Raw genomic sequence first — 22,532 nt, 5'->3', positions numbered from 1 at the left:
GTGCCCAGGGGGTCTGACGGGTTTGTGGGCGCACGGCCGTAGACTTCACGGGTGGCAGGACGGATCAACGACGACGATGTGAAGGCGGTACGGGACGCGGTCCCGATCGACGCCGTGGTCTCCGACTACCTCCAGCTGCGCAACGCGGGCGGCGGCAACCTCAAGGGCCTCTGCCCCTTCCACGACGAGAAGTCCCCGTCCTTCCAGGTCAGCCCGAGCAAGGGTCTCTACCACTGCTTCGGCTGCCAGGCGGGCGGGGACACGCTCGACTTCATCATGAAGATCGACCACCTGTCGTTCTCGGAAGCCGTCGAGCGCCTCGCCGGACAGGCCGGCATCACCCTCCGGTACGAGGAGGGCGGGTACACCGCCGGCACCAGCGGCCGCGGAGAGCGCATCCGGCTCGTCGAGGCCCACAAGGCGGCCGCCCAGTTCTACGTGGAACAGCTGGGCGGCGCCGAGGCGGAGATCGGCCGCAGGTTCCTGGCGGAGCGCGGCTTCGACCAGGCGGCCGCCGAGCACTTCAGCGTCGGGTACAGCCCGGCGGGCTGGGACCACCTGACCCGCTTCCTGCGCGGCAAGGGCTTCAGCGACAAGGAGCTGATCACCTCCGGCCTGGCCCAGGACAGCCGCAGCGGCAAGCCCATCGACCGCTTCCGCGGTCGCCTGATGTGGCCGATCCGCGACATCAGCGGCGAGGTGGTCGGTTTCGGCGCGCGCAAGCTGCGCGACGACGACAACGGGCCGAAGTACCTGAACACCCCCGAGACGGCGATCTACAAGAAGTCCCAGGTCCTGTACGGCATCGACCTGGCGAAGAAGGAGATCGCGAGGACCTCGCGGGCCGTGGTGGTCGAGGGCTACACGGACGTGATGGCCTGCCACATGGCGGGGGTCACGACCGCGATCGCGACGTGTGGCACCGCTTTCGGCGGCGACCACATCAAGATCCTGCGCCGGCTGCTGATGGACAACGCGACCGCCGAGGTGATCTTCACCTTCGACGGCGACGCGGCCGGCCAGAAGGCCGCGCTCCGCGCCTTCGAGGACGACCAGAAGTTCGCCGCCGAAACCTCCATCACCATCGCCCCCGGCGGCATGGACCCCTGCGACCTGCGCCTGGCGCAGGGGGACGCGGCGGTGTCCGGGCTGGTCGAGGCCCGTACCCCGCTGTTCGAGTTCGCGCTGCGGCACATCGTGGCCCGGCACAACCTGGAGAACCCGGCGGGCCGCGCGGCCGCGCTGGACGAGGCGGCCCCGGTCGTCGCCAACATCAAGAACATCGCGATCCAGCACGAGTCGGCGGTACAGCTGGCGGGGATGCTCGGCATCCGCGACGAGCAGTTCGTCGTCAAGCGGGTCGCGCAGCTGGCGCGCTGGGCGCGGGAGCGGGGCAACCAGCCCGGCGGACAGCAGCAGGGCCGCGGCCGGCCGTCGCAGGCATCCCCGTACGAGGCGGCCCCGGCGGCGAGCGCACCCGTGGGCGGCGGACCCGCGCTGAACCTGCGCAGCCCCGCGCACCGCACCGAGCGCGAGCTGCTCAAGCTGGCGCTCCAGCGGCCGGCCCTGGTCTCGCCGGCCTTCGACGCGTACGGGGTCGACGAGTTCACCGCCCCGCCGTACGCGGCGGTCCGCGAGGCCATCCAGGCCGCGGGCGGCGCCTCCCTGGGCACCGACGACTACCTGGCCCGGGTCCGCGACGCCGCGCCGAACGACACGGTGCGCGCCCTGGTCACCGAGCTGGCGGTGGAGGCCATCCACGCCAAGACGGTGGACGAGGTCTACGCCGGGGTCCAGCTGGTCCAGGTCCGGCTGCGCGCGGTCGACCGCCGGGTCCACGAGATCCAGGGCACGATGGCGCGCCTGGGCACCCAGGCCCCGCCGGAGCAGCTGGCGGCGGTCCAGGAGGAGCTCTGGGTCCTCCAGCAGTACGGGCAGCGCCTGCGCAACCGCGGGGCCGAGGGCCTGTGACACCGCGGGGCGGGGTCCGCGGGAGCCTGCCTAACTCCGTCTGAACCAGTCGCCGCCCGGTATCTCGGTGCCGGACTCGCGCAGTCGGCGGGCCAGCAGCGGGGCCGCCAGGTAGACCCAGGCGGCGGTCCGGGTGCCGTCCGGGCGGACCGCGTTCCGGCACACCCGGTCGTAGACGTTCAGCGGGCGGTCGGGGCCGTGGTACTCCTCCAGCCGGTCCAGTTCGGCCAGCAGCCTCCCGTACGCGTCGGGCGCCGCGGTGATCAGCTCGCCGACGATCTCCGACCCCGGGTGCTGGACGGCGTACGGGTAGCCGGGGCCGTCGTACAGCAGGGCGTCCGGGAGCCGGGCGGGCTCCTCGGCGGCCGTGCGGCCCCGCAGGAACAGGTCGTGGTTGACCTCCCCCGGGCGCAGGGTCCCGTACACGAAGAAGGGGAGCTCGCCGCTCATCCGGCCGTCACCCCGGCGGCGAACCGGGCCGGGTGGCCCACGCTGCCCTGTGCCGGCTGCGGCGGCCGATCGGCTGATGTCACGGGGGCCCTCCCTCGGGTACGACGGACCGTGCGCGGTCCGGGACTTTGGTCCCGATTCTGCCTGCGCCCCTCCACCGTACGCACCGCTGTTACACAACCTCCCGGTGCCCGTGATCGTCGCCGTCTACCGTCGGATCGTCCTGCCTCAGAACCCTTTTGGCTCCTCATGAACCGACCCGCCCGCCCCCTCGCCGCCGCCCTCGTGTGCACTGCCGTCTGCGCGCTCGCCGTCGGCGGTTGCTCCGCGCCCGGAGGGCTCGGAGCCGGCGAGCCCGCGCCGCCCGTGTCGGCCCAGCCGCAGCCCGAGTCGCTCTGGCCCCTGTGGACCGACCACTCCGTCTCCGGGCCCGGAAAACCGGTCGGCACCCGGGAGCCCCCGCCGCAACCGCTGAAGAACGCGCCCGAGGTGGGGCCCGGCGGGCTGCCCACGGTGAACGTGCAGGACGTCGTACGCGCCGACAAGCAGATGAAGGCGTTCGCGGCGAAGGGCTGGATCAACGCGCCCGGCAAGGTCGGCATGCGCCCGCCCGTCTTCCGCGACCTCACGGGCGACGGGAGCCAGGAGCTGATCGTCGCCGCCGACGCGGAGACGGGGCGCACCGCGTTGACCGTGTACACCGCGGAAGGGACCCGGATCGTCCCCATCCTCTTCACCATCGGCCGCCGGCCGGCCGTCGAGACCATCGGCGGCGACCTCCTGCTGCGCACCGCCGCCGACGACGGCTCCGAGCAGGCCGTCCGCTATCACTGGGACGGTGAGCGGATGCGGGTCGTCAGCGACGAACGGCGCTACAGCAAGTCCCTGCCGGGCTGCGAAAGCGACCGGACCCCGCAGCCGAGGCGTACCGACAGGTACGGCCAGGTGTGCGAGTGAAGCGCTCACTGATCCGCTGCCGCCACCTCCTGCGGGCCCTCGGCCTGCGGTGGAAGATCTCGATCCTGCTCGCGGTCGGCTGCTCGCTGGTCGCGGCGACGATCGGTGTACTGATCCACGAGGCACGGGCCCACCAGGTGGCCGACGCGGCCCGGGAGAGCGCGCTCGCGCAGCTCGTCCGGGTGCGCCAGGTGTACGAGCTCACGGGGCGGCTGGACGAGGACAAGGTCGGCGAGGCGGAGGCGCGGATCGACTGCCCGGGGCTGCCGGGACCGCTGCGCCGGGCCGCCCTCGCGGGGCAGCGCACCACCTACCTCGACCTGTCCGGGCCGGATCCGGCGGTGTGGGCGGCGCGCCCGGTCGGCGGGAACCAGGTGCTGTCCGTACGGCGGTCGCTGACCGGGGAGCAGGCCGAACTGGTGGAACTGGACCAGCAGCTGGTGGCTTCCGGGGCCGGGGTCGTGACGCTCGCGGCGATCGGCGGCGCGCTGATGGCGAGCCGGCTCAGCAAGGACCTGCGGACGGCGGCGGAGACGGCCCGCCGCATCAGCGAGGGCGAACTGGACGCGCGGATCGGGACGTCGGGCGCGCCGGGGACCCGCAACGAGGTGGCCGAGCTGTCCTCGGCGGTCGACACGATGGCGGCCAGTCTCCAGCAGCGGCTGGAGGCGGAGCAGCGGTTCACGGCGGACGTGGCGCACGAGCTGCGGACGCCGCTGACGGGGCTGCACACCGCGGCCGAGCTGCTGCCGACGGGACGGCCGACGGAGCTGGTCCGGAACCGGGTCGCGGCGCTGCGGACGCTGACCGAGGACCTGCTGGAGGTGGCGCGGCTGGACGCGCGCCGGGAGGAGGCGCAGCTGGGGGCGCACGCGCTCGGTCCGCTGGTCGCGACGATCACGCGGCGGTCGGGGGTGGCGGCGCAGGTGGTCGGCGGGGACGACCCGGCGGTGGTCCGTACGGATGCCCGGCGCCTGGAGCGGATCCTGACGAACTTGCTGGTCAATGCCGGGCGGCACGGCCGGGAGCCGGTCACGGTGACGGTGTGCGCGAACGCGGTGACGGTACGGGACTTCGGTCCGGGCTTCCCGGCGAAGCTGCTGCGGGAGGGGCCGCAGCGGTTCCTGACGGGCGCGGCCGAGCGGGGGCAGGGGACGGGGCTGGGCCTGACGATCGCGTTCGGCCAGGCCCGGGTGATCGGGGCTCGGGTGACCCTGTCGAACCCGGCTCCGGCGGGCGCGGCGGCGACGGTGACCCTGCCCGTGGTGTGAGCGGGGGCGGCCGCGCGCCCCGGGCCGGGGATCGCGCTCACCCGGACGGCGTGCCGCGCCCGAACGGCCGAAGGTGTGGCGGTGACCTGCGGAAACGACAACCATCCACCTCGATCTGACGGAACATCAGCAGGCGGGCGGCGGCCGGGCAGGGTTTCCTCGGGAACACGACCCCGTGTCTCCAGGAGCCCTCATGCGCCGACGCACCGCCCACGTGCTCACCGCCACCGCGCTGACCGCCGCCGCGTTCACGGGCCCGGTCGCCGGGGCGGTCGCCGCCGCGGAGCTCGGCACCGCGGGCTTCGCACCCGGCGACTTCGCGAAGCTCGAAGTTTGGCCGAAAAATGCCGTTCCCGGAGCCAGTGTCACCGTGAACACCACCGCCTGCGGCACGGGCAGTCACGCCGACGGCGATGCCACCACCGTCGGGGGCGGCCGCTTCAAGCTGGTCCCCGGCACCCACAAAGAGGTGGTCGTCGGGCAGTTCCAGATCGCCCGCGGCATCCGCCCGGGCACCTACAACATCGGCGCGACCTGCGCCGACGGCAAGTTCGCCAGCGGCGACCTGGTCGTCACCGAGCGCGGCCCCAAGGGCCACGTCCACACCGGGGTGGGTGGCGCGACGACCACCACCGTCGACCCCACCAAGATCACGGCGGGAGCGGTCGTGCTGGCCGCGGCCGCCGTCGGCGGTACCTGGTTCCTGCGTCGCCGGGCGAGCGGCACGCGGAGCTGACGGGCGCCCACCGCGGCTTCGGCCGCGGTCCGACCGGTACCGTCCCCCGTCGCCCGGCCCCGCGAGGTCCCCCCCGTTCGCGGGGCCGGGCGACGGCCTGCCGTACGGAGCACGGAACACGGACCCGGATCACACCGCCAGGGGGCACCCATGGGCAGAGGCCAGGCCGGCCGCGGCGGGCTCGTCGCGCTCGCCGCCTGCGTCGGCGTCTGGCTCGTCTGCAGCGGCTCCGACCAGTCGACCGGCCCCCCGCTGCCCTCCCCCGCCGACGCGCTCGGCACGCGGGCGCACTACCCCGGCAGCATCGACCCGCTCCCCGGCTCCCCGCCCACCCGGATCCGGATCCCGTCCATCCGGGTGGACGCTCCGCTGACCGGGCTGGGGCTCGGCCCCGACGGCAGCATCGAGGTGCCGCCGCCCGCCCGCCGCGACCTGGCGGGCTGGTACCGGGACGGCACCACCCCCGGCGCGGCCGGCACCGCCGTCGTCGTCGGCCACGTCGACCACGCCACGGGCCCGGCGGTCTTCTACCACCTGGGCGCGCTGCACCGCGGAGCCTCGATCGAGGTGCCGCGCGCGGACGGACGTACGGCCGTGTTCACCGTCCACGCGGTCGAGGTGTACGAAGCCGACCGCTTCCCCGACTCCCGCGTGTACGGGCCCTCCCCGCGCGCGGAGCTCCGCGTGATCACCTGCGGCGGGGGCTTCTCGCCGCGAACCGGCTACCGGGGCAACGTGGTCGTCTTCGCCCACCTCACCGGCACGTACCGGGAACCGGACGGCGCCGCGACCGGGCGGCCCGTCAGCCCCACTGCTCCAGGCCGAGCTTGACCACCAGCGCCGCGACCACCGTCAGCAGCACACCGCGGACGAACCCGCTGCCCTTCTTCAGCGCCATCCGCGCACCGACCATGCCTCCGGCCAGGTTGAACGCCGCCATCAGCGCGGCCAGCTGCCACAGCACCATGCCCTGGTAGGCGAACATCGCGAGCGCCCCGGCGTTCGTGCAGCAGTTGACGATCTTGGCGGTCGCGGAGGCGGTGACCAGGTCGAGGTGGAGCAGCGCGGTCAGGGCGAGCACCAGGAAGGTGCCGGTGCCGGGCCCGATGAGCCCGTCGTAGAAGCCGATGCCGAGGCCGGCGAGCCCGATGGCGAGCAGCACCCGCTGCCGGCTGACGGGCGCGGTCGAAGGGGCGGTGCCGAAGCCGGGCTTGAAGATCACGATGCCCGCGACGACCACGAGCACGCCCATGATGAGCGGGCGCATCGTGTCCTTGCTGATCCCGCCGGCCAGCGCGGCGCCGCCCATGGATCCGGCGAGCGCGGCGATGCCGATCCGGACGGCGAGCTTCACGTCCACCGGCGCCTTGCGCGCGTACGTCACCGCGGCGCCCGCGGTGCCGACGATGGCCACGGCCTTGTTGGTGCCGAGCACCGCGGCGGGGTGCGCGTTCGGCAGACCGAGGAGCAGGGCGGGAAGGAGCAGCAGTCCGCCGCCGCCCACCACCGCGTCGATCCAGCCGGCCGCGGCGGCGGCCACGCACAGCACGATGATCATGGTCGTTGATATGTCAGGCACGGCCACGACCTTATGGAACCGATGGGTGCAGCAACCATCAATCTCCGGAAACTTGCGCAAACGTTGAGCTTTGCCGGGCCGGCACCCGGTCCGGGGCCACCGGCGCGGCCGGATTCACGGTCGCCGTCAGCGCCGTCGCGGCCAGCACACTGGCCAGCCCGAGCCCGGCCACGAGCCGCCGCGCGGGCGGTACGGCGGCCAGCGCGGTCGCGCCCGCCCGCAGGGCGGAGGGCCGCCGGGGCCCCCGGTGCCGGGCAGCCGGCACGGCCGCGGGCACGGACACGGGCGCGGGCGCCTGCAGAGACGCGGAGGTGGCGCCCCCGACCGGTACGGACAGGGGGACGTGCAGCGGGTGACGCATGGCGCGGCGGCCTCTCGGAATCACGTGCGGGTCGGGGTCGGACGTCGCGGTCGGAATTCGCGGTCAGAAGTCAGGGTCAGAAGTCGGGTTCAGAAGTCGGGTTCAGAAGCTGAAGCACTCCGCATGGATGCGCCCGGCCGGCACCCCGGCCCGCAGCAGCGCGCCCTGCGTCGCCTCGGCCATCCCCGGCGGACCGCAGAGGTAGACGTCGCGCTCGGTCAGGTCCGGCACCAGCGCGAGCAGCGCCTGCGGGGCCAGCGGATCGTAGGCGGCGTCGGAGGACCCGAGCAGGTAGTGCAGCCCGGCCTGCCGCTCGGCGGCGATGGCCTCCAGCTCCGAGCGCAGCACCAGGTGCTCCGCGGTCCCGGCCCGGTAGAGCAGGGTGATCTCCCCCGGCCCGCCGGGCAGCGTCTCGAACAGCGCCCGCATCGGCGTGATGCCGACCCCGCCCCCGATCAGCAGCACCTTGGGCCGGGTCCGCCGGGCGGCGGTGAGCGCGCCGAACGGCCCGGTGGCGATGACCCTGGTCCCGGGGCGCAGCCGGCGGATCCGGCGGGAGTGCCCGCCGAGCGCCTTCACGGTGATCCGCAGGGCGTGGCCCTGGACCGGCGCGGACAGCGAGAACGGCAGGGCGGTGCGCCACAGGCGGCGCTGCAGGAACCGCCAGCGCAGGAACTGGCCCGGCTCCGCGCGCAATTCCGCCAGGTGCTCCCCGTACACGACGACGGAGACCACTCCGGGCCCCTCGGCCCGCACCTCGGCGACCCGCAGCGCGTGCCGCAGGGCCTGCCGTACGGGGACCACGGCCCGGTACCAGACCAGCAGGACGGCCACGGTGGCGTGGGCGAGGGCCCAGAACCAGCCGGTCAGGGCGAGATCGGGCCCGGCGAGCTGGTGGCCGAAGGCCAGGGAGGCCGCGAGATAGACGAGGAGGTGCACCCCGCGCCAGGTTTCGTGACTGACCCGGCGGCGTACGGCCCGGGCGGAGCTCACCCCGACGGCGGCCAGCAGGGCCGTCCCGGCGAAGGCGGCGGCCACCGCCGGGTAGCCGAACAGGTCCCGGACGGCGGAGACCACGTCGACGCCCTCGTGGACCGCGTATCCGCACAGGGCGAAGAGGGCGTGCCCGAGGCAGAGCAGCAGCACGTGCCGGCCGCCCCGCGCGTGCCAGCGGGCGAGCCGGTCGGCGCCGACCCCGTGCTCGACGGCGGGCACCCTGGCCATCAGGAAGAGCAGTACGAGAACGCCGTACCCGGCGAGCAGGCCGGTCAGATGCGCGGCGGTCGCGAACAGCGCGTCGAGCCGCGCGGAGGGCCGCACCTGGGCCGCCCACAGCAGCGCCACCAGCCCCGCACCGCCGAGCATCCCGCCCCTGACCCGCACCGCCGCATCTCGCACGAGGATCACGCTAAGGGCGGTCCGAACCCCGCCGACCTGCCCGAACGCATCCTTAAGCCGCCCTTGAGGGACGCCTCACCGACCCTTAACCCGGGCGCTGAGGTGCGCGTTCCGTCCGGGTAACAACGGCGATGCGGCGGGGAAACAGCGAACGCGCACGCTCGTGCCATGACCTCGGAACAGCAGCGTGTGGTGGTGATCGGCGGCGGCCTCGCGGGCCTGCGGCTCGCCGCACGGCTGGGCGCGCGGGACGGTGCGCGTACGGAGGTGACGGTCCTCGGCGAGGAGTCGCACGTTCCGTACAACCGGGTGCTGCTGGCGGAGGTCCTCGCGGGCCGGTACGCACCGGAGGTGACCGCCCTCCCCGACCCCGGCCCGGCACTGCGGCGGGGCGTCCGCGCGGTCCGCGTCGACCGCGCCGACCGGACGGTCCACTGCGACGACGGCAGCACCGAGCAGTACGACGCGCTGGTGCTGGCCACGGGCTCGAACGCGGTCCTCCCGCCGCTGCGCGGGCTGTTCGAGCCGATGGGGCGGGAACTCCCCGACGGGGTCCACGCGTTCCGCACCATGGACGACTGCCTCGCCCTGACGGCCGCGGTGGCCGCGGGGTCCGGCGTGCGCGCCGTGGTGATCGGCGGCGGCCTCCTCGGCGTCTCCGCGGCCCGCGCCCTGGCCGAGCGCGGTGCCCAGGTGGTCCTGGCCCAGCAGGGCGAACGACTGATGGAGCGCCAGCTCGACGCCGACGCCTCGGCACTGCTGCACGCCCACCTGACCACCCTCGGCATCGAAATCCACACCGGGTGCCGGGTCCGCGGCCTGACGACGAAGGCGCGGGGGGCGGGCGGCCGGCGCGTCACCGGAGTCGAGTTCGCCGACGGATACCGGCTCGACGCGGATGTCGTCGTACTGGCCTGCGGCGTGCGGCCCCGGACCGGGCTCGCGCTCGCCGCCGGGCTCGACGTACGCACCGGGATCGTGGTGGACGACCGGCTGCGGACCAGCGACCCCCGGATCCACGCCATCGGCGACTGCGCCGAGCACGCCGGCCGGGTGTACGGCCTCGCGGGCCCCGCGCTGGAACAGGCCGACGCCCTGGCGGAGCAGCTGGGCGCCACCACCGGCGGGGCCGCCCCCGGATACACCGGAACCCGCGCCCTCACCCGCCTCACCCTCGGCACCGCCGCAGGCACCGCCACCGCTCCCGGCGGCCCCGGCCCGCTCGACCTCGCCGCCTTCGGCGAGACCACCCCGCTCCCCGGTGACGACGTGGTCCGCCTCGCCGACGCCACCCGCCGGACCTACCGGAAGGTCGTCGTCCGCGGCGACCGCCTCGTCGGCGGGGTCCTCCTCGGCGAACTCTCCACCGTGGGCGCCCTCGCCCGCAGCTGGGAGGACGCCGAGTCCCTGACCGACCTGTTCCACCTGCTCACCGACGACGGAGGCTCCTGATCATGGCCGCAGCCACGCCCACGCCCACCCCCGCCATCGTGCTCATCGGTCACGGCATGGTCGGCCAGCGCTACCTGGAGGCCCTCGCCGAGCGCGGGGCCACCGCCACGCACCGGATCACCGTGCTCTGCGAGGAGCCCCGGCCCGCCTACGACCGCGTGCACCTCACCTCGTACTTCTCCGGCAGCACCCCCGAGGACCTCTCCCTCACCCCCGCCGGGTTCATGGAGCGGCACGGGATCGAGCTGCACCTCGGCGACCCCGCCGAGTCCGTCGACCGCGACGCCCGCACCGTCACCTCCCGCTCCGGGCGGGTGTTCCCGTACGACGTCCTCGTCCTCGCGACCGGCAGCTACCCCTTCGTGCCGCCCGTCCCCGGCAAGGACGCCCCCGGCTGCTTCGTCTACCGCACCATCGAGGACCTGCTCGCGATCGAGGAGTACGCGAAGACCCTCCCCCAGACTTCGTCCGGGGGAACCCCCAGCGGCGCGGTCGTCGGCGGCGGGCTCCTCGGGCTGGAGGCGGCCGGCGCCCTCAAGGGTCTGGGCCTCGCCACCCGCGTCGTGGAGTTCGCCCCGCGCCTGATGCCCGTCCAGGTCGACGACGGCGGCGGCGCGGCCCTGCTGCGCACCATCGAGTCGATGGGGCTGACCGTCCACACCGGCGTCGGCACCCAGGAGGTGCTCACCGGAGCCGACGGCTCCGTCAGCGGCATGCGGCTCTCCGACGGCTCCACCGTCGACACCGACCTCGTCGTCTTCTCCGCCGGGGTCCGCCCCCGCGACCACCTCGCCCGCGCCTCGGGCCTGACCGTCGGCGAGCGCGGCGGCATCGGCGTCGACTCCCGCTGCCGCACCTCCGACCCGCGCGTCTACGCCATCGGCGAGTGCGCGCTGGCCGCCGACGGCCGGGTGTACGGGCTGGTCGGCCCCGGGTACGAGATGGCCGAGACGGCCGCCGAAGACCTCCTGGGCCGGGACAAGGAGTTCACCGGAGCCGACCTCTCCACCAAGCTCAAGCTGCTCGGCGTGGACGTGGCCTCCTTCGGCGACGCCCACGGCGCGGCCCCCGGCAGCCTCGACGTCATCTACTCCGACTCCCGCTCCGGGGTCTACAAGAAGCTGGTCGTCTCCCCCGACGGGGTCCTGCTCGGCGGGGTCCTGGTCGGCGACGCCGAGTCGTACGGCCTGCTCCGCCCGCTCACCGGCAGCGTCCCGCCGGTCAGCCCCGACCAGCTGGTCCTGCCCGCCGGCCTCGGCGCGCCCGTCGCACTCGGCCCGTCGGCACTGCCCGACTCCGCGGTGATCTGCTCCTGCCACAACGTCACCAAGAAGGCGATCACCGCCTGTTCGACCCTCCCTGAGGTCAAGCAGTGCACCAAGGCGGGCACCGGCTGCGGCAGCTGCGTCAAGATGATCGGCCAGCTGCTGCCCGCGGCCGCCGACAAGGGGCTGTGCGGCTGCTTCCCCTTCACCCGCGCCGAGCTCTACGAGATCGTCCGCACCCGCCGGCTGACCTCGTACGAGCAGCTCCTCGACGGCCACGGCCGGGAGGCGGCCCGGGGCGGCGACGGCTGCGAGGTCTGCAAGCCGACGGTCGGCTCGATCATCGCCTCGCTCGCCCCCACCCTCGGCGCGAGCGGCTACGTCCTCGACGGGGAGCAGGCCGCCCTCCAGGACACCAACGACCACTTTCTCGCGAACCTGCAGCGCAACGGCTCGTACTCGGTCGTCCCGCGCATTCCGGGCGGTGAGATCACCCCCGACAAGCTCATCGTGATCGGCGAGGTGGCCCGCGACTTCGGGCTCTACACGAAGATCACCGGAGGCCAGCGCATCGACCTCTTCGGGGCCAGCGTGGACCAGCTCCCGCGGATCTGGGCCCGGCTCGTGGAGGCCGGCTTCGAGTCCGGGCACGCATACGGCAAGGCCCTGCGCACGGTGAAGTCATGCGTGGGCCAGACCTGGTGCCGGTACGGAGTCCAGGACTCCGTCCGCATGGCCATCGACCTGGAGCTGCGCTACCGGGGCCTGCGCGCCCCCCACAAGCTCAAGTCGGCGGTCTCCGGCTGCGCCCGCGAGTGCGCGGAGGCGCAGAGCAAGGACTTCGGGGTCATCGCGACGGCCAACGGCTGGAACCTCTACGTCGGCGGCAACGGCGGGGCCACCCCGCGCCACGCGGACCTGCTGGCCCAGGACCTGTCGGACGCCGAACTGGTCCGGCTCATCGACCGGTTCCTGATGTTCTACATCCGCACGGCGGACCGGCTGGAGCGCACCTCCACCTGGCTGGACCGGCTGGAGGGCGGCCTGGACCACCTGCGGGACGTGGTCGTGCACGACTCGCTCGGGCTGTGCGCGGAGCTGGAGTCGCTGATGGCCGACCACGTGGCCCACTACCGCGACGAATGGGCCGAGACCCTGCAGGACCCGGAGCGGCTGCGCCGGTTCGTGTCCTTCGTGAACGCGCCCGGCGCCCCCGACCCGACCGTGAAGTTCGTCCCCGAACGCGACCAGGTCAAGCCCGACCTGACCATTCTCGACATCCGGCCGCTGGAGGCCGTGGGAGGCACCCGATGACCGTGGAACTGCACGTGAGCGAAGGCTGGCTGACGGTGTGCGAACTGTCCGACCTGACCCCCGGGCGGGGGGTGGCGGTCCTGCTGCCCGACGGGGGCCAGGCCGCGGTGTTCATCGACCGGTCGGGGCGTACGTACGCCATCGACAACCGGGATCCGTTCACCGGGGCGGCCGTGCTCTCGCGGGGGCTGGTCGGGTGCGCGGAGGGCAGGCCCTTCGTCGCCTCGCCGCTGCTGAAGCAGCGCTTCGACCTCGTCTCGGGGCGCTGCCTGGACGACGAGGCGGAGGCGGTCCGGACCTACCCGGTGCGGACCGCCGTGACCTCGGCCGCCGTGGCGTAGCGGGGCATCAGCCCTGGACGGCGGCCGGGTCCATCCAGACGTACTCCCAGACGTGGCCTTCCAGGTCCTCGAAGGCTCGGCCGTACATGAAGCCGAGGTCCTGGGCCGGGCGGGGCTCGGTGGCGCCCGCGTCGAGGGCGGCGCCGACCACCTCGTCGACCTGCTCCCGGCTCTCCGCGCTCAGGGCGAGCATCACCTCGGTGGTCTTGGTGGCGTCCGCGACCTCCTTGGTCGCGAAGTCCTTGAAGCGGGCCTCGGTCATGAGCATCGCGAAGATCGTGTCGCTGATGACCAGGCAGCCGGTCTGCTCGTCGCTGAACTGGGGGTTGAAGGAGTAGCCGAGCTTGCCCCAGAACGCCTTGGCGGCCTCGATGTCCTTGACCGGCAGGTTGACGAAGATCATGGTGGGCATCTCGGTCCCTCTTCTCTCGTGTGTGCGTCTCGTGTGCGCTTTCGAGAGATAGACCGGGGGCACCGGGAAAACTCATCGCTCCCGCGGAAGTTTTCCGGAAACCGCGCCGCCCCTTCGCCGCGGGCCGCCGGGCGGGGTGCGTTTACGCAGGTCAGGCCGGTGAGCGCAGCTCCAGGGCGGCCAGTGGGACGAAGCCCCGGGTGTCCTCCCGCCGGAGCAGTGCGGGGTCCTCCCCGGCCAGCCGCTTGTGCAGGGCCAGGGCGATCCGCTCGCCGGTCGCCTTGGCCCGCTCCGCGTTCGGCCCCCGGTGCAGGCCGTCGACGGCGGCGTTCCACAGCTGGACCCAGCGCCCGAAGTCCTCGGCGGTCATCGCCCGCGCCGTGTGGAGGGCGGCGTGCGGGCCGAAGGCGTCGCGCCCGTAACCGGCCGTGCGGAACAGGGCCCGCTCCCAGAAATCCGTGATGCGGGGCAGATGGACCTCCAGGTCCGTGCCGGCGATCTCGGTGAAGAACGGCCCGATCCGCCGGTCGGCGAAAGCGGCGGTGTAGAAGCGGCGCAGCACGACGGTGAGATCGGCGCGGCCGCAGATGTCGTTGTCCGCAGCGAACTGGTTCATGGCTTCACCATCCTGGCGCACGCGGGGGTGTTCCAGGGCGGAAAGTCCCGCCGTTCGTCACTTCGTGCGGACCGCGGGCGAACCGGTTGCCCGCGAAGCGGCCGCCCGCGGACCGGCCGCCGGGCGACCCCCGACCCGTACGGCCGGTCCGGGGGCCCTCGACGACCGGCAGGGCCGGCCGGACGGCCGGGACCGGCCGGGACCTGTCCTAGGAGGCCACCGCGCCGCCCTTCAGCAGCGCGGCCCCCAGCGGGGTCACGGTGTGCAGCACGGCGTTGCCCCGGCGCAGGGTGGTCACCAGGCCCGCCTCGCGCATCACGCAGGCGTGCTGGCTCGCGGAGGCCAGCGAGACCCCGGCCCGGCGGGCCAGCTCGCTGGTGGTGGCCCCGTCACCGATGGCCCGCAGCACCACCGAGCGGGTGTGCCCGACGAGCTTGCCCAGCGTGCGCTGGCGCTGCTCCTCCAGGGGGCGAATCGATTCACCCGCGGCGGAGGCCGAGGCCAGCTGCGCCGCCGCCGGGTAGACCAGCACCGGCGGCAGCTCCGGGTCGTGCAGGGTCACTGCGGTGCGCCGGCAGAAGAACGACGGCTGGAGCAGCAGCCCGCGCCCGCGCAGCCGTACGTCGCGGTCCACCGGGTAGTCGCACTCCAGGACCGGCGCCCGCCAGCGCAGCATCGGCGGCAGCGAGGCCAGCAGCTCGTCCGCGCCCCCGTCCAGCAGGGCCCGGCCGCGCGCGGCCCGCTCGGCCTCGATCTGGGCCTGGATGTGGGTCCAGTACGGCTCCACGGCCACCCGGTGGTAGCCGCGCAGCTCGCCCAGCAGTCTCGGCAGGTGCTTGGTGCCGCCCTCCATGAAGTCCCGCAGCCGCCGCGGGACCGGCGCGTCGGCGCCCCCGCTGACGGTCGCGGGCATGCCGAAGGCGGCCCCGACACCGGTGCCCGCGCCCAGCAGCGCCAGCTCGCGCCGCATCCGCTCGGGACGGATCCCGCGCAGGGCGTCCAGGCCCACGTCCCACCCGTACTGCCCCTCCACAGGGGTCAGGAAATCGGGAAAATAACCACGACTCGGTATGAGCGCACCGAGCAAACGTGTTTCACTATTCAACCTGCTCCGGGTTTCCGTACGCCATTCACCGAAGAGCCGGGCATCACGCCGGTCTCTTAAGCGGTGAAAACTCAGAATCGTTTCCCACAACGCATCGGGACGCCCTGCCATCCGTACGCGTGCCAGGTCCACTCCAGTGAAATGGATACGCAGCACCGAACCCCCACCTGTGCAACCGCAATCCCCCCGCCCCATGAGTATGCATGCCGTCACACGACGTCACCACGCCCTTTCGGCCACAGTTGAAACCCCTTTCGGCGGGGGCGTGACAACCGAAATCCTGTACTCCGCCAGGCACACTCCGGTGCGACCGAAACGCTCCGTGAAGGCCGTGGGGGGCTTTGCGGGGCCTGGCGGTCGGTCGCACCGGGAAGCGCCGACGTGCCTGGCAGATTGCCGGCAGGCGGTGGACGGGTGGGGATCCGTCCACCGCCTGCTGGCGTAAAGATTTGTTGAACAACAAAAAGAGGCGCGTCCGCCCTCGGGGGTCAGGGAACCCGGGGGCGGACGCGCAGTCAGCGGGCCGTGTCAGGCCTGGAGGGACTCAGCGGCTGTCGCTGCCCTTCGCCTCGGCGGCGGCACGGCCGGCCTCCAGACGCGCCACCGGAATCCGGAAGGGCGAGCAGGAGACGTAGTCGAGACCCACCTCGTGGAAGAAGTGGACGGACTCGGGGTCGCCGCCGTGCTCGCCGCAGACGCCGAGCTTGAGGTCGGGGCGGGTCTCCCGGCCGGCCTGGACCGCGCTGCGGACCAGGGCGCCGACACCGTCCTTGTCGATGGTCTCGAACGGCGAGACCCCGAAGATGCCCTTCTCCAGGTACGCGGTGAAGAAGCTGGCCTCGACGTCGTCGCGGGAGAAGCCCCACACCGTCTGGGTCAGGTCGTTCGTGCCGAAGGAGAAGAACTGCGCGGCCTCGGCGATCTGGCCGGCGGTCAGGGCGGCGCGCGGCAGCTCGATCATCGTGCCGATGGACAGCTTGAGGCTGGTGCCCGTGGCGGCCTCGACCTCGGCGATGACCGCGTCGGCCTCTTCCCGGACGATCTCCAGCTCCTGGACGGTGCCCACGAGCGGGACCATGATCTCGGCGCGCGGGTCGCCCTTGGCGTTCTTGCGCTCGGCCGCGGCCTCGGCGATCGCCCGGACCTGCATGGCGAACAGACCGGGGATGACCAGACCGAGGCGGACACCGCGCAGACCCAGCATCGGGTTCTGCTCGTGCAGCTTGTGCACGGCCTGGAGCAGGCGCAGGTCGTTCTCGTTGGCGTCCTTGCGGGCCTCGGCGAGGGCGACGCGCACCGACAGCTCGGTGATGTCGGGCAGGAACTCGTGCAGCGGCGGGTCGAGGAGGCGGACGGTGACGGGCAGTCCGTCCATCGCCTCGAACAGCTCGACGAAGTCCTTCTTCTGGAGCGGCAGGAGGGCACTCAGTGCCTCCTCGCGCTCCTTGTCGGTGTCCGCGAGGATCAGGTGCTCGACCAGTTCGCGGCGCTCGCCGAGGAACATGTGTTCGGTGCGGCACAGGCCGATGCCCTGGGCGCCGAAGCGGCGGGCGCGCAGCGCGTCCTCGGCGTTGTCGGCGTTGGCGCGCACCCGCAGCCGGCGGACGCGGTCCGCGTAGGCCATGATCCGGTGGACGGCCTGGACCAGCTCGTCGGCGTCGTCGGCGCCGGCGTGCATGCGGCCCTCGAAGTACTCGACGACCGGGGACGGTACGACGGGTACCTCACCGAGGTAGACCTTGCCGGTGGAGCCGTCGATGGAGACGACGTCGCCCTCCTCGATCACCGTGCCGCCGACCGTCATCCGGCGGCGCTTGGTGTCGACCTCGAGGTCCTCGGCGCCGCAGACGCAGGTCTTGCCCATGCCGCGGGCCACGACGGCGGCGTGCGAGGTCTTGCCGCCGCGCGAGGTCAGGATGCCCTCGGCGGCGATCATGCCGTCCAGGTCGTCCGGGTTGGTCTCGCGGCGGATCAGGATGACCTTCTCGCCGGAGCGCGACCACTTGACGGCCGTGTAGGAGTCGAAGACGGCCTTGCCGACGGCCGCGCCCGGGGAGGCGGCGATGCCGCGGCCGAGCAGCTCGGTGGCGGCGCCCTCGTCGAAGCGCGGGAACATCAGCTGCGCGAGCTGGGCGCCGTTGACGCGCTGGAGCGCCTCGGCCTCGTCGATCAGGCCCTGGTCCACGAGCTGGGTGGCGATGCGGAAGGCGGCGCCGGCGGTGCGCTTGCCGACGCGGGTCTGCAGCATCCACAGCTGGCCGCGCTCGATGGTGAACTCGATGTCGCAGAGATCCTTGTAGTGGGTCTCCAGCGTCGTCATGATCGTCATGAGCTGGTCGTACGAAGCCTTGTCGATCGACTCCAGGTCCGCCAGCGGGACGGTGTTGCGGATGCCCGCGACGACGTCCTCGCCCTGGGCGTTCTGCAGGTAGTCGCCGTAGACGCCCGCGTGGCCGCTGGCCGGGTCGCGGGTGAAGGCGACGCCGGTGCCGGAGTCGGGGCCCAGGTTGCCGAAGACCATGGAGCAGATGTTGACCGCGGTGCCCAGGTCGCTCGGGATGCGCTCCTGGCGGCGGTAGAGCTTGGCGCGGTCGGTGTTCCAGGAGTTGAAGACCGCCTCGACGGCGAGGTCGAGCTGCTCGCGGGCGTCCTGCGGGAACTCGCGGCCGGCCTGCTTGGCGACGATCTTCTTGAAGCGGGTGACCAGCTTCTTGAGGTCGGCGGCGTCGAGGTCGGTGTCGACGGTGACCTTCTTGGCGGCCTTGGCCTCGTCGAGGGCTTCCTCGAAGAGCTCGCCCTCGACGCCGAGCACGGTCTTGCCGAACATCTGGATGAGGCGGCGGTACGAGTCCCACGCGAAGCGCTCGTTGCCGGCCTGGGCGGCGAGGCCGGCCACGGACTCGTCGGAGAGGCCGATGTTGAGGACCGTGTCCATCATGCCGGGCATGGAGAACTTGGCACCGGAACGCACGGAGACCAGCAGCGGGTCGTCCGACTGGCCGAGCTTCTTGCCCATCTTCGCCTCGAGGGCCGCCAGGTGGGCGCTGACCTCGTCGCGCAGCGCGGCCGGGGCCTCACCGCTGGCGAGGTAGACCTTGCAGGCCTCGGTGGTGATGGTGAAGCCGGGAGGGACCGGCAGACCCAGGTTGGTCATCTCGGCGAGGTTGGCCCCCTTGCCGCCGAGAAGGTCCTTGAGGTCGCGGTTTCCCTCGGTGAAGTCGTAGACGAACTTCTGATCTTTGTTTTCCGACACGGGTCTCGACTCCTCGAGGACTCGGTGGCTGCCCTGACGGCCAGGAACATACCCAGATCGAAGGCTTCTGGGTACGTCCACTTGGCCGTCATGTGCCTGTAACCACTCGTGCGCCACCAGATCGAAAGTAACCGCTGGGTAGCCAGAACATACGAAGAGCGTTCACCTCCCGAAACCGGAAGGGCCTCTTAGGGCTTGTTCCCGCTCGGATGAGCGATCATCGATACATTTGCGTTCAAGTCTTGAACAGACAAAGGGTGGCACCCAGTGCCACCCTTTGGAAGTCTTACCCGTGATTTTCGCGCTCATGTGAGCGCAACCCCACCCATGCGTGGCGTATGTCACGCCGCTGGTGGCATAGTTTGTCAGCTGATTCTCAGCCCCCGGACGCGTCCAGTTCGGCGTCCTCGCTCACGCCCGCGCAGTCGTACGGATCCTTCAGCCAGCCATCCGGGAGGACAACCCGGTTGTTTCCGGACGTCCGGCCGCGCGGGCCGTCCGCGCTCTCGGGCCACGCCTGGTCCAGGTCGAGCTCGCTCAGATGAGCGTTCAGCTCGGCCAGGGACGAGGTGACCGCGAGCTTCTTCCGCATCTCGGAACCCACCGAGAAGCCCTTGAGGTACCAGGCCACGTGCTTACGGAAGTCGATCACCCCGCGCGCCTCGTCGCCGATCCACTCCCCCAGCAGCTGGGCGTGCCGGTGCATGGTGCCCGCGACCTCGCGCAGCGTGGGCTTGTGGAAGTCCTCGGGGCGCCCCTCGAAGGCCGCGACCAGGTCGTTGAACAGCCACGGACGGCCGAGGCAGCCGCGACCCACGACCACTCCGTCGCAGCCGGTCTCGCGGACCATGCGCAGCGCGTCCTCGGCGCACCAGATGTCGCCGTTGCCGAGCACGGGGATCTCCGGCACGTGCTCCTTGAGCCGCGCGATGGCGTCCCAGTCGGCGGTGCCGCCGTAGTGCTGGGCGGTGGTGCGCCCGTGCAGGGCGATGGCGGTGACGCCCTCCTCGACGGCGATGCGGCCGGCGTCCAGGTAGGTGAGGTGGTCGTCGTTGATGCCCTTGCGCATCTTCATGGTGACCGGCAGGTCGCCGGCGCCCGCGACCGCCTCGCGCAGGATCGCGCGCAGCAGGTTCCGCTTGTACGGGAGGGCGGAACCGCCGCCCTTGCGGGTCACCTTGGGCACCGGGCAGCCGAAGTTGAGGTCGATGTGGTCGGCGCGGTCCTCTTCGACGATCATGCGGACCGCCTTGCCGACCGTCGCCGGGTCGACTCCGTACAGCTGGATCGAGCGAGGCTTCTCGATCTCGTCGAAGTGGATCAGCTGCATGGTCTTCTCGTTGCGCTCGACCAGGGCGCGGGTCGTGATCATCTCGCTCACGAACAGTCCCTTGCCGCCGCTGAACTCCCGGCAGAGGGTGCGGAACGGGGCATTGGTGATGCCGGCCATGGGGGCGAGCACCACGGGGGGCTGCACGGTGTGCGGGCCGATCGCGAGCGGCGGAGGGAGCGTGGTCATCCCCCCATTGTCGCCCAGCCGGAGGGGAGCACGCATCTCTTTAGTTAGGCGTACTATCGGAACCATGTCGGAGTTGAGCCGCCGGCGGCGGATGCTGGTCCTGGCGATCTGCTGCATGAGCCTGCTCATCGTCAGCCTCGACGTGACCGTCCTGAACGTCGCACTGCCCTCGATGCGCCGTGAGCTGGGCGCCTCGGTCTCCGGCATGCAGTGGACGATCGACGCGTACACGCTGGTCCTGGCCTCGCTGCTGATGCTGGCGGGCTCCACGGCGGACCGGATCGGGCGCCGCCGGGTCTTCAGCGTGGGCCTCGTGTTCTTCACGGCCGGCTCGCTGCTCTGCTCGCTGGCACCGACGCTGGAGTGGCTGATCGCCTTCCGGATGGTCCAGGCCGTGGGCGGCTCGATGCTCAACCCGGTCGCCATGTCGATCATCACCAACACCTTCACGGATCCGCGCGAACGGGCCCGGGCCATCGGCGCCTGGGGCGCGGTGGTCGGCATCTCCATGGCCGTGGGACCGCTGATCGGCGGGCTCCTGGTGGAGTCCGTCGGGTGGCGGTCCATTTTCTGGATCAACCTCCCCATCGGGCTGCTGGCGCTGGCGCTGACCCTGCGGTTCGTCCCCGAGTCCCGGGCCGCGCGCCCGCGCCGCCCGGACCCGGTGGGCCAGCTGCTGGTCATGGCCCTGCTGGGCTCCATGACGTACGGGATCATCGAGGCGCCGAGCGCCGGCTGGAGCTCTCCCGTCATCCTCGGCTGCGCCGCCCTGGCCGTGGCCTCGCTGGCGGGGCTGCTGCTCTACGAGCCGCGGCGGGCGGAGCCGCTGATCGACCCGCGGTTCTTCCGGAGCGCTCCCTTCAGCGGCGCGACGGTGATCGCGATCGGCGCCTTCGCAGCGCTGTCGGGGTTCCTGTTCCTGAACACCCTGTACCTGCAGGACGTACGGGGGCTCAGCGCGCTCGAGGCGGGGCTCTACATGCTGCCGATGGCCCTGCTCACCTTCGTCTGCGCCCCGCTGTCGGGCCGCCTGGTCGGCAATCGGGGGCCGCGGCCGTCGCTGCTGATCGCGGGGACGGCGATGGCGGCGAGCGGGGTGCTGTTCGCCGCCTTCTCGGCGGAGACCTCGACGCCGCTGCTGTTCACCGCGTACGTGCTGTTCGGACTCGGCTTCGGCATGGTGAACGCGCCCATCACGAACACGGCGGTCTCCGGGATGCCCCGGGCTCAGGCGGGGGTGGCGGCCGCGGTCGCCTCGACCAGCCGGCAGACCGGCGGCACGCTGGGCGTGGCCGTGATCGGCGCGGTCCTGGCGGCGGGGACGGCGGGCGGCGCCGATTTCGTCGAGGCGGCGCGGCCGGCCTGGTGGATCATCACGGGCTGCGGACTGCTCGCGCTCGTGGTGGGCGCCGCGACCAGTGGCCGGTGGGCCATGGCGACGGCGGCGCGGACGGCCCGCACGCTGGAGCAGGCCGCGGGCCCGTCACGGACCTCGGCTCCACCGCGCGGCTGATCCGGAAGACGGGGCCCGGGGCCCATCCGGCCTTGAGGACCATCCGGCCTTGATCCGCAGGACAGGCCGTGGGGACCGTCCGGGGCGCCCGTCCCGGGCGCCTACTCGCCGCATTCGAAGTGTTCGGCGTTCGAGTCGATCCGGCCCAGCAGCGTGCGCAGGGCGTCCTGATCCTGCTGCGAGAACGCCGAGAACAGCGAGAGCTCGACCTCGTCGAGCGCCGCGTTCGTCTTGGCGAGGGCACTCGATCCGGCCTCGGTGATGGCCACGTTGTGACGGCGGCGGTCCGCCGGATCCCGGCGGCGGACGGCGAGGCCCTCGCCCTCCAGGTCGTTCAGGATGCCGACCAGCACGCTCGGATCCACCTCCAGCCGCTCGGCGAGCGCCCGCTGGCCGATGGGGCCGTCCTCCAGGTGCATCAGCGTCATCGCGTGCCGCGGGGTGAGCCCGGCCGTGCTGAGCGCCTTCTTCATGCGGGTCTCGGTGATCGAGCCGTGCCAGGCCAGCAGCAGGCCCAGTCGCTGCGGGGGGTGCGGGGAGTCCTGAGCTGCCGTCATATCGGACATCGTAACAATCGAGGAATGGTTGCAGAGTTTCGATCGTTGATGTTGTTCAATGATTCGACATTACCGATCATTGGAGTCCATCATGTTCATTGCCTACGCCGTCGTCGCCGGTCTGCTCGCACTCGCCCTGACCGCGTCCGCCACCTTCACGCTCCAGCGGAACGAGGCGGTCATGGCGAGCATGCGGAAGGTGGAGGTCCCGGACGCCTGGCTGCCGCGGCTGGCCGCCCTGAAGGCGGCGGGCGCGACAGGCCTGGTCGCGGGCCTGTGGGTGACGCCGCTGGGCGTGGCCGCCGCCGTCGGCGTGACGCTCTACTTCATCGGCGCCGTCATCAGCCACCTGCGCGTCAAGGACTTCGAACTGGCCCCGGCGGCCATCCTCGCCCTGGTCGCGGCGGCGGCGCTGGCCCTGCGGGTGGCGGCATAGCCACCCTGACGGGTGACAGATATTGA

19 protein-coding genes are annotated in these 22,532 nt (G+C 72.5%); 10 read left to right on the top strand and 9 right to left on the bottom strand.

From position 1 onward, the window contains the following. Positions 1–51 precede the first annotated feature (51 nt). Positions 52–1,971 (top strand): DNA primase, encoded by a 1,920-nt coding sequence (gene dnaG, locus K7B10_RS26985; protein WP_229339890.1) that lies wholly within the window; start codon positions 52–54, stop codon positions 1,969–1,971. Between the two features lie 30 nt (positions 1,972–2,001). Here the strand turns inward: dnaG and K7B10_RS26980 are convergent, their stop codons facing one another. Next, a complete protein-coding gene (locus K7B10_RS26980) occupies positions 2,002–2,421 on the bottom strand; it encodes a gamma-glutamylcyclotransferase family protein (protein WP_229339888.1) in 420 nt (139 codons plus the stop codon). 249 nt (positions 2,422–2,670) lie between these two features. Between K7B10_RS26980 and K7B10_RS26975 the strand changes: the two genes are divergently transcribed. From K7B10_RS26975 to K7B10_RS26960, 4 genes are all read left to right on the top strand, one after another. Continuing rightward, complete coding sequence (locus K7B10_RS26975) at positions 2,671–3,378, top strand: hypothetical protein (protein ID WP_229339886.1); 708 nt, start codon at positions 2,671–2,673, stop codon at positions 3,376–3,378. Beyond that, on the top strand, positions 3,375–4,649 hold the full coding sequence (locus tag K7B10_RS26970) for an ATP-binding protein (protein ID WP_229339884.1): 1,275 nt from the start codon (positions 3,375–3,377) through the stop codon (positions 4,647–4,649). The genes K7B10_RS26975 and K7B10_RS26970 overlap by 4 nt, the downstream gene beginning before the upstream one ends. A gap of 193 nt (positions 4,650–4,842) precedes the next feature. Continuing rightward, positions 4,843–5,385, top strand: a complete 543-nt coding sequence (locus tag K7B10_RS26965; RefSeq protein WP_229339882.1) for a GVDTG sorting domain-containing protein — start codon at positions 4,843–4,845, stop codon at positions 5,383–5,385. A 150-nt stretch (positions 5,386–5,535) separates the two neighbouring features. Then, complete coding sequence (locus K7B10_RS26960; protein WP_229339880.1) at positions 5,536–6,216, top strand: class F sortase; 681 nt, start codon at positions 5,536–5,538, stop codon at positions 6,214–6,216. Here the strand turns inward: K7B10_RS26960 and K7B10_RS26955 are convergent. Continuing rightward, the gene (locus tag K7B10_RS26955; RefSeq protein ID WP_030862587.1) at positions 6,188–6,964 is read right to left on the bottom strand and encodes a sulfite exporter TauE/SafE family protein; all 777 of its coding nucleotides are present in this window, start codon (positions 6,962–6,964) and stop codon (positions 6,188–6,190) included. The two genes, K7B10_RS26960 and K7B10_RS26955, sit on opposite strands and share 29 nt — an antisense overlap. 463 nt (positions 6,965–7,427) lie before the next feature. Beyond that, positions 7,428–8,723 carry a ferredoxin reductase family protein gene (locus K7B10_RS40950; RefSeq protein WP_308284640.1) on the bottom strand — a complete coding sequence of 432 codons (1,296 nt, stop codon included), beginning with the start codon at positions 8,721–8,723 and terminating at the stop codon, positions 7,428–7,430. A 168-nt stretch (positions 8,724–8,891) separates the two neighbouring features. On the opposite strand from K7B10_RS40950, the gene K7B10_RS26940 reads away from it, so the two are divergent. The 3 genes from K7B10_RS26940 to nirD are packed head-to-tail and all read left to right on the top strand — an operon-like array spanning position 8,892 to position 13,095. Beyond that, positions 8,892–10,175 (top strand): NAD(P)/FAD-dependent oxidoreductase, encoded by a 1,284-nt coding sequence (locus K7B10_RS26940; protein ID WP_229339878.1) that lies wholly within the window; start codon positions 8,892–8,894, stop codon positions 10,173–10,175. Between the two features lie 2 nt (positions 10,176–10,177). After that, positions 10,178–12,754, top strand: coding sequence for a nitrite reductase large subunit NirB (nirB, locus tag K7B10_RS26935; protein ID WP_229339877.1), 2,577 nt, complete (start codon positions 10,178–10,180; stop codon positions 12,752–12,754). Further along, positions 12,751–13,095 (top strand): nitrite reductase small subunit NirD, encoded by a 345-nt coding sequence (gene nirD / locus K7B10_RS26930; RefSeq protein ID WP_229339875.1) that lies wholly within the window; start codon positions 12,751–12,753, stop codon positions 13,093–13,095. The genes nirB and nirD overlap by 4 nt, the downstream gene beginning before the upstream one ends. 7 nt (positions 13,096–13,102) lie before the next feature. On the opposite strand, the gene K7B10_RS26925 is transcribed toward nirD, so the two are convergent. From K7B10_RS26925 to dusB, 5 genes are all read right to left on the bottom strand, one after another. After that, on the bottom strand, positions 13,103–13,507 hold the full coding sequence (locus tag K7B10_RS26925; RefSeq protein WP_229339873.1) for a VOC family protein: 405 nt from the start codon (positions 13,505–13,507) through the stop codon (positions 13,103–13,105). A gap of 151 nt (positions 13,508–13,658) precedes the next feature. After that, positions 13,659–14,123, bottom strand: a complete 465-nt coding sequence (locus tag K7B10_RS26920; RefSeq protein ID WP_229339871.1) for a group III truncated hemoglobin — start codon at positions 14,121–14,123, stop codon at positions 13,659–13,661. A 208-nt stretch (positions 14,124–14,331) separates the two neighbouring features. Then, the gene (locus K7B10_RS26915; protein ID WP_229339869.1) at positions 14,332–15,384 is read right to left on the bottom strand and encodes an ArsR/SmtB family transcription factor; all 1,053 of its coding nucleotides are present in this window, start codon (positions 15,382–15,384) and stop codon (positions 14,332–14,334) included. A gap of 388 nt (positions 15,385–15,772) precedes the next feature. Further along, complete coding sequence (gene ppdK / locus K7B10_RS26910) at positions 15,773–18,481, bottom strand: pyruvate, phosphate dikinase (RefSeq protein ID WP_229339867.1); 2,709 nt, start codon at positions 18,479–18,481, stop codon at positions 15,773–15,775. Between the two features lie 376 nt (positions 18,482–18,857). Beyond that, on the bottom strand, positions 18,858–20,000 hold the full coding sequence (gene dusB, locus K7B10_RS26905; RefSeq protein WP_229339865.1) for a tRNA dihydrouridine synthase DusB: 1,143 nt from the start codon (positions 19,998–20,000) through the stop codon (positions 18,858–18,860). A gap of 64 nt (positions 20,001–20,064) precedes the next feature. On the opposite strand from dusB, the gene K7B10_RS26900 reads away from it, so the two are divergent. Next, positions 20,065–21,513 (top strand): MFS transporter, encoded by a 1,449-nt coding sequence (locus K7B10_RS26900; RefSeq protein WP_229339863.1) that lies wholly within the window; start codon positions 20,065–20,067, stop codon positions 21,511–21,513. A 101-nt stretch (positions 21,514–21,614) separates the two neighbouring features. Here K7B10_RS26900 and K7B10_RS26895 read toward each other — a convergent pair whose 3' ends face one another. Continuing rightward, complete coding sequence (locus tag K7B10_RS26895; protein WP_229339861.1) at positions 21,615–22,070, bottom strand: MarR family winged helix-turn-helix transcriptional regulator; 456 nt, start codon at positions 22,068–22,070, stop codon at positions 21,615–21,617. 91 nt (positions 22,071–22,161) lie between these two features. Between K7B10_RS26895 and K7B10_RS26890 the strand changes: the two genes are divergently transcribed. Next, positions 22,162–22,506 (top strand): DoxX family protein, encoded by a 345-nt coding sequence (locus tag K7B10_RS26890; protein ID WP_229339859.1) that lies wholly within the window; start codon positions 22,162–22,164, stop codon positions 22,504–22,506. The last annotated feature ends 26 nt before the right edge of the window (positions 22,507–22,532 follow it).

The sequence above is a fragment of the Streptomyces flavotricini genome (assembly GCF_020639365.1).
In the GTDB taxonomy this organism is placed as follows: domain Bacteria; phylum Actinomycetota; class Actinomycetes; order Streptomycetales; family Streptomycetaceae; genus Streptomyces; species Streptomyces flavotricini.
The sequence above is the reverse complement of the archived record's forward strand: the minus strand, read 5'-3'. Positions and strand labels throughout refer to the sequence as shown.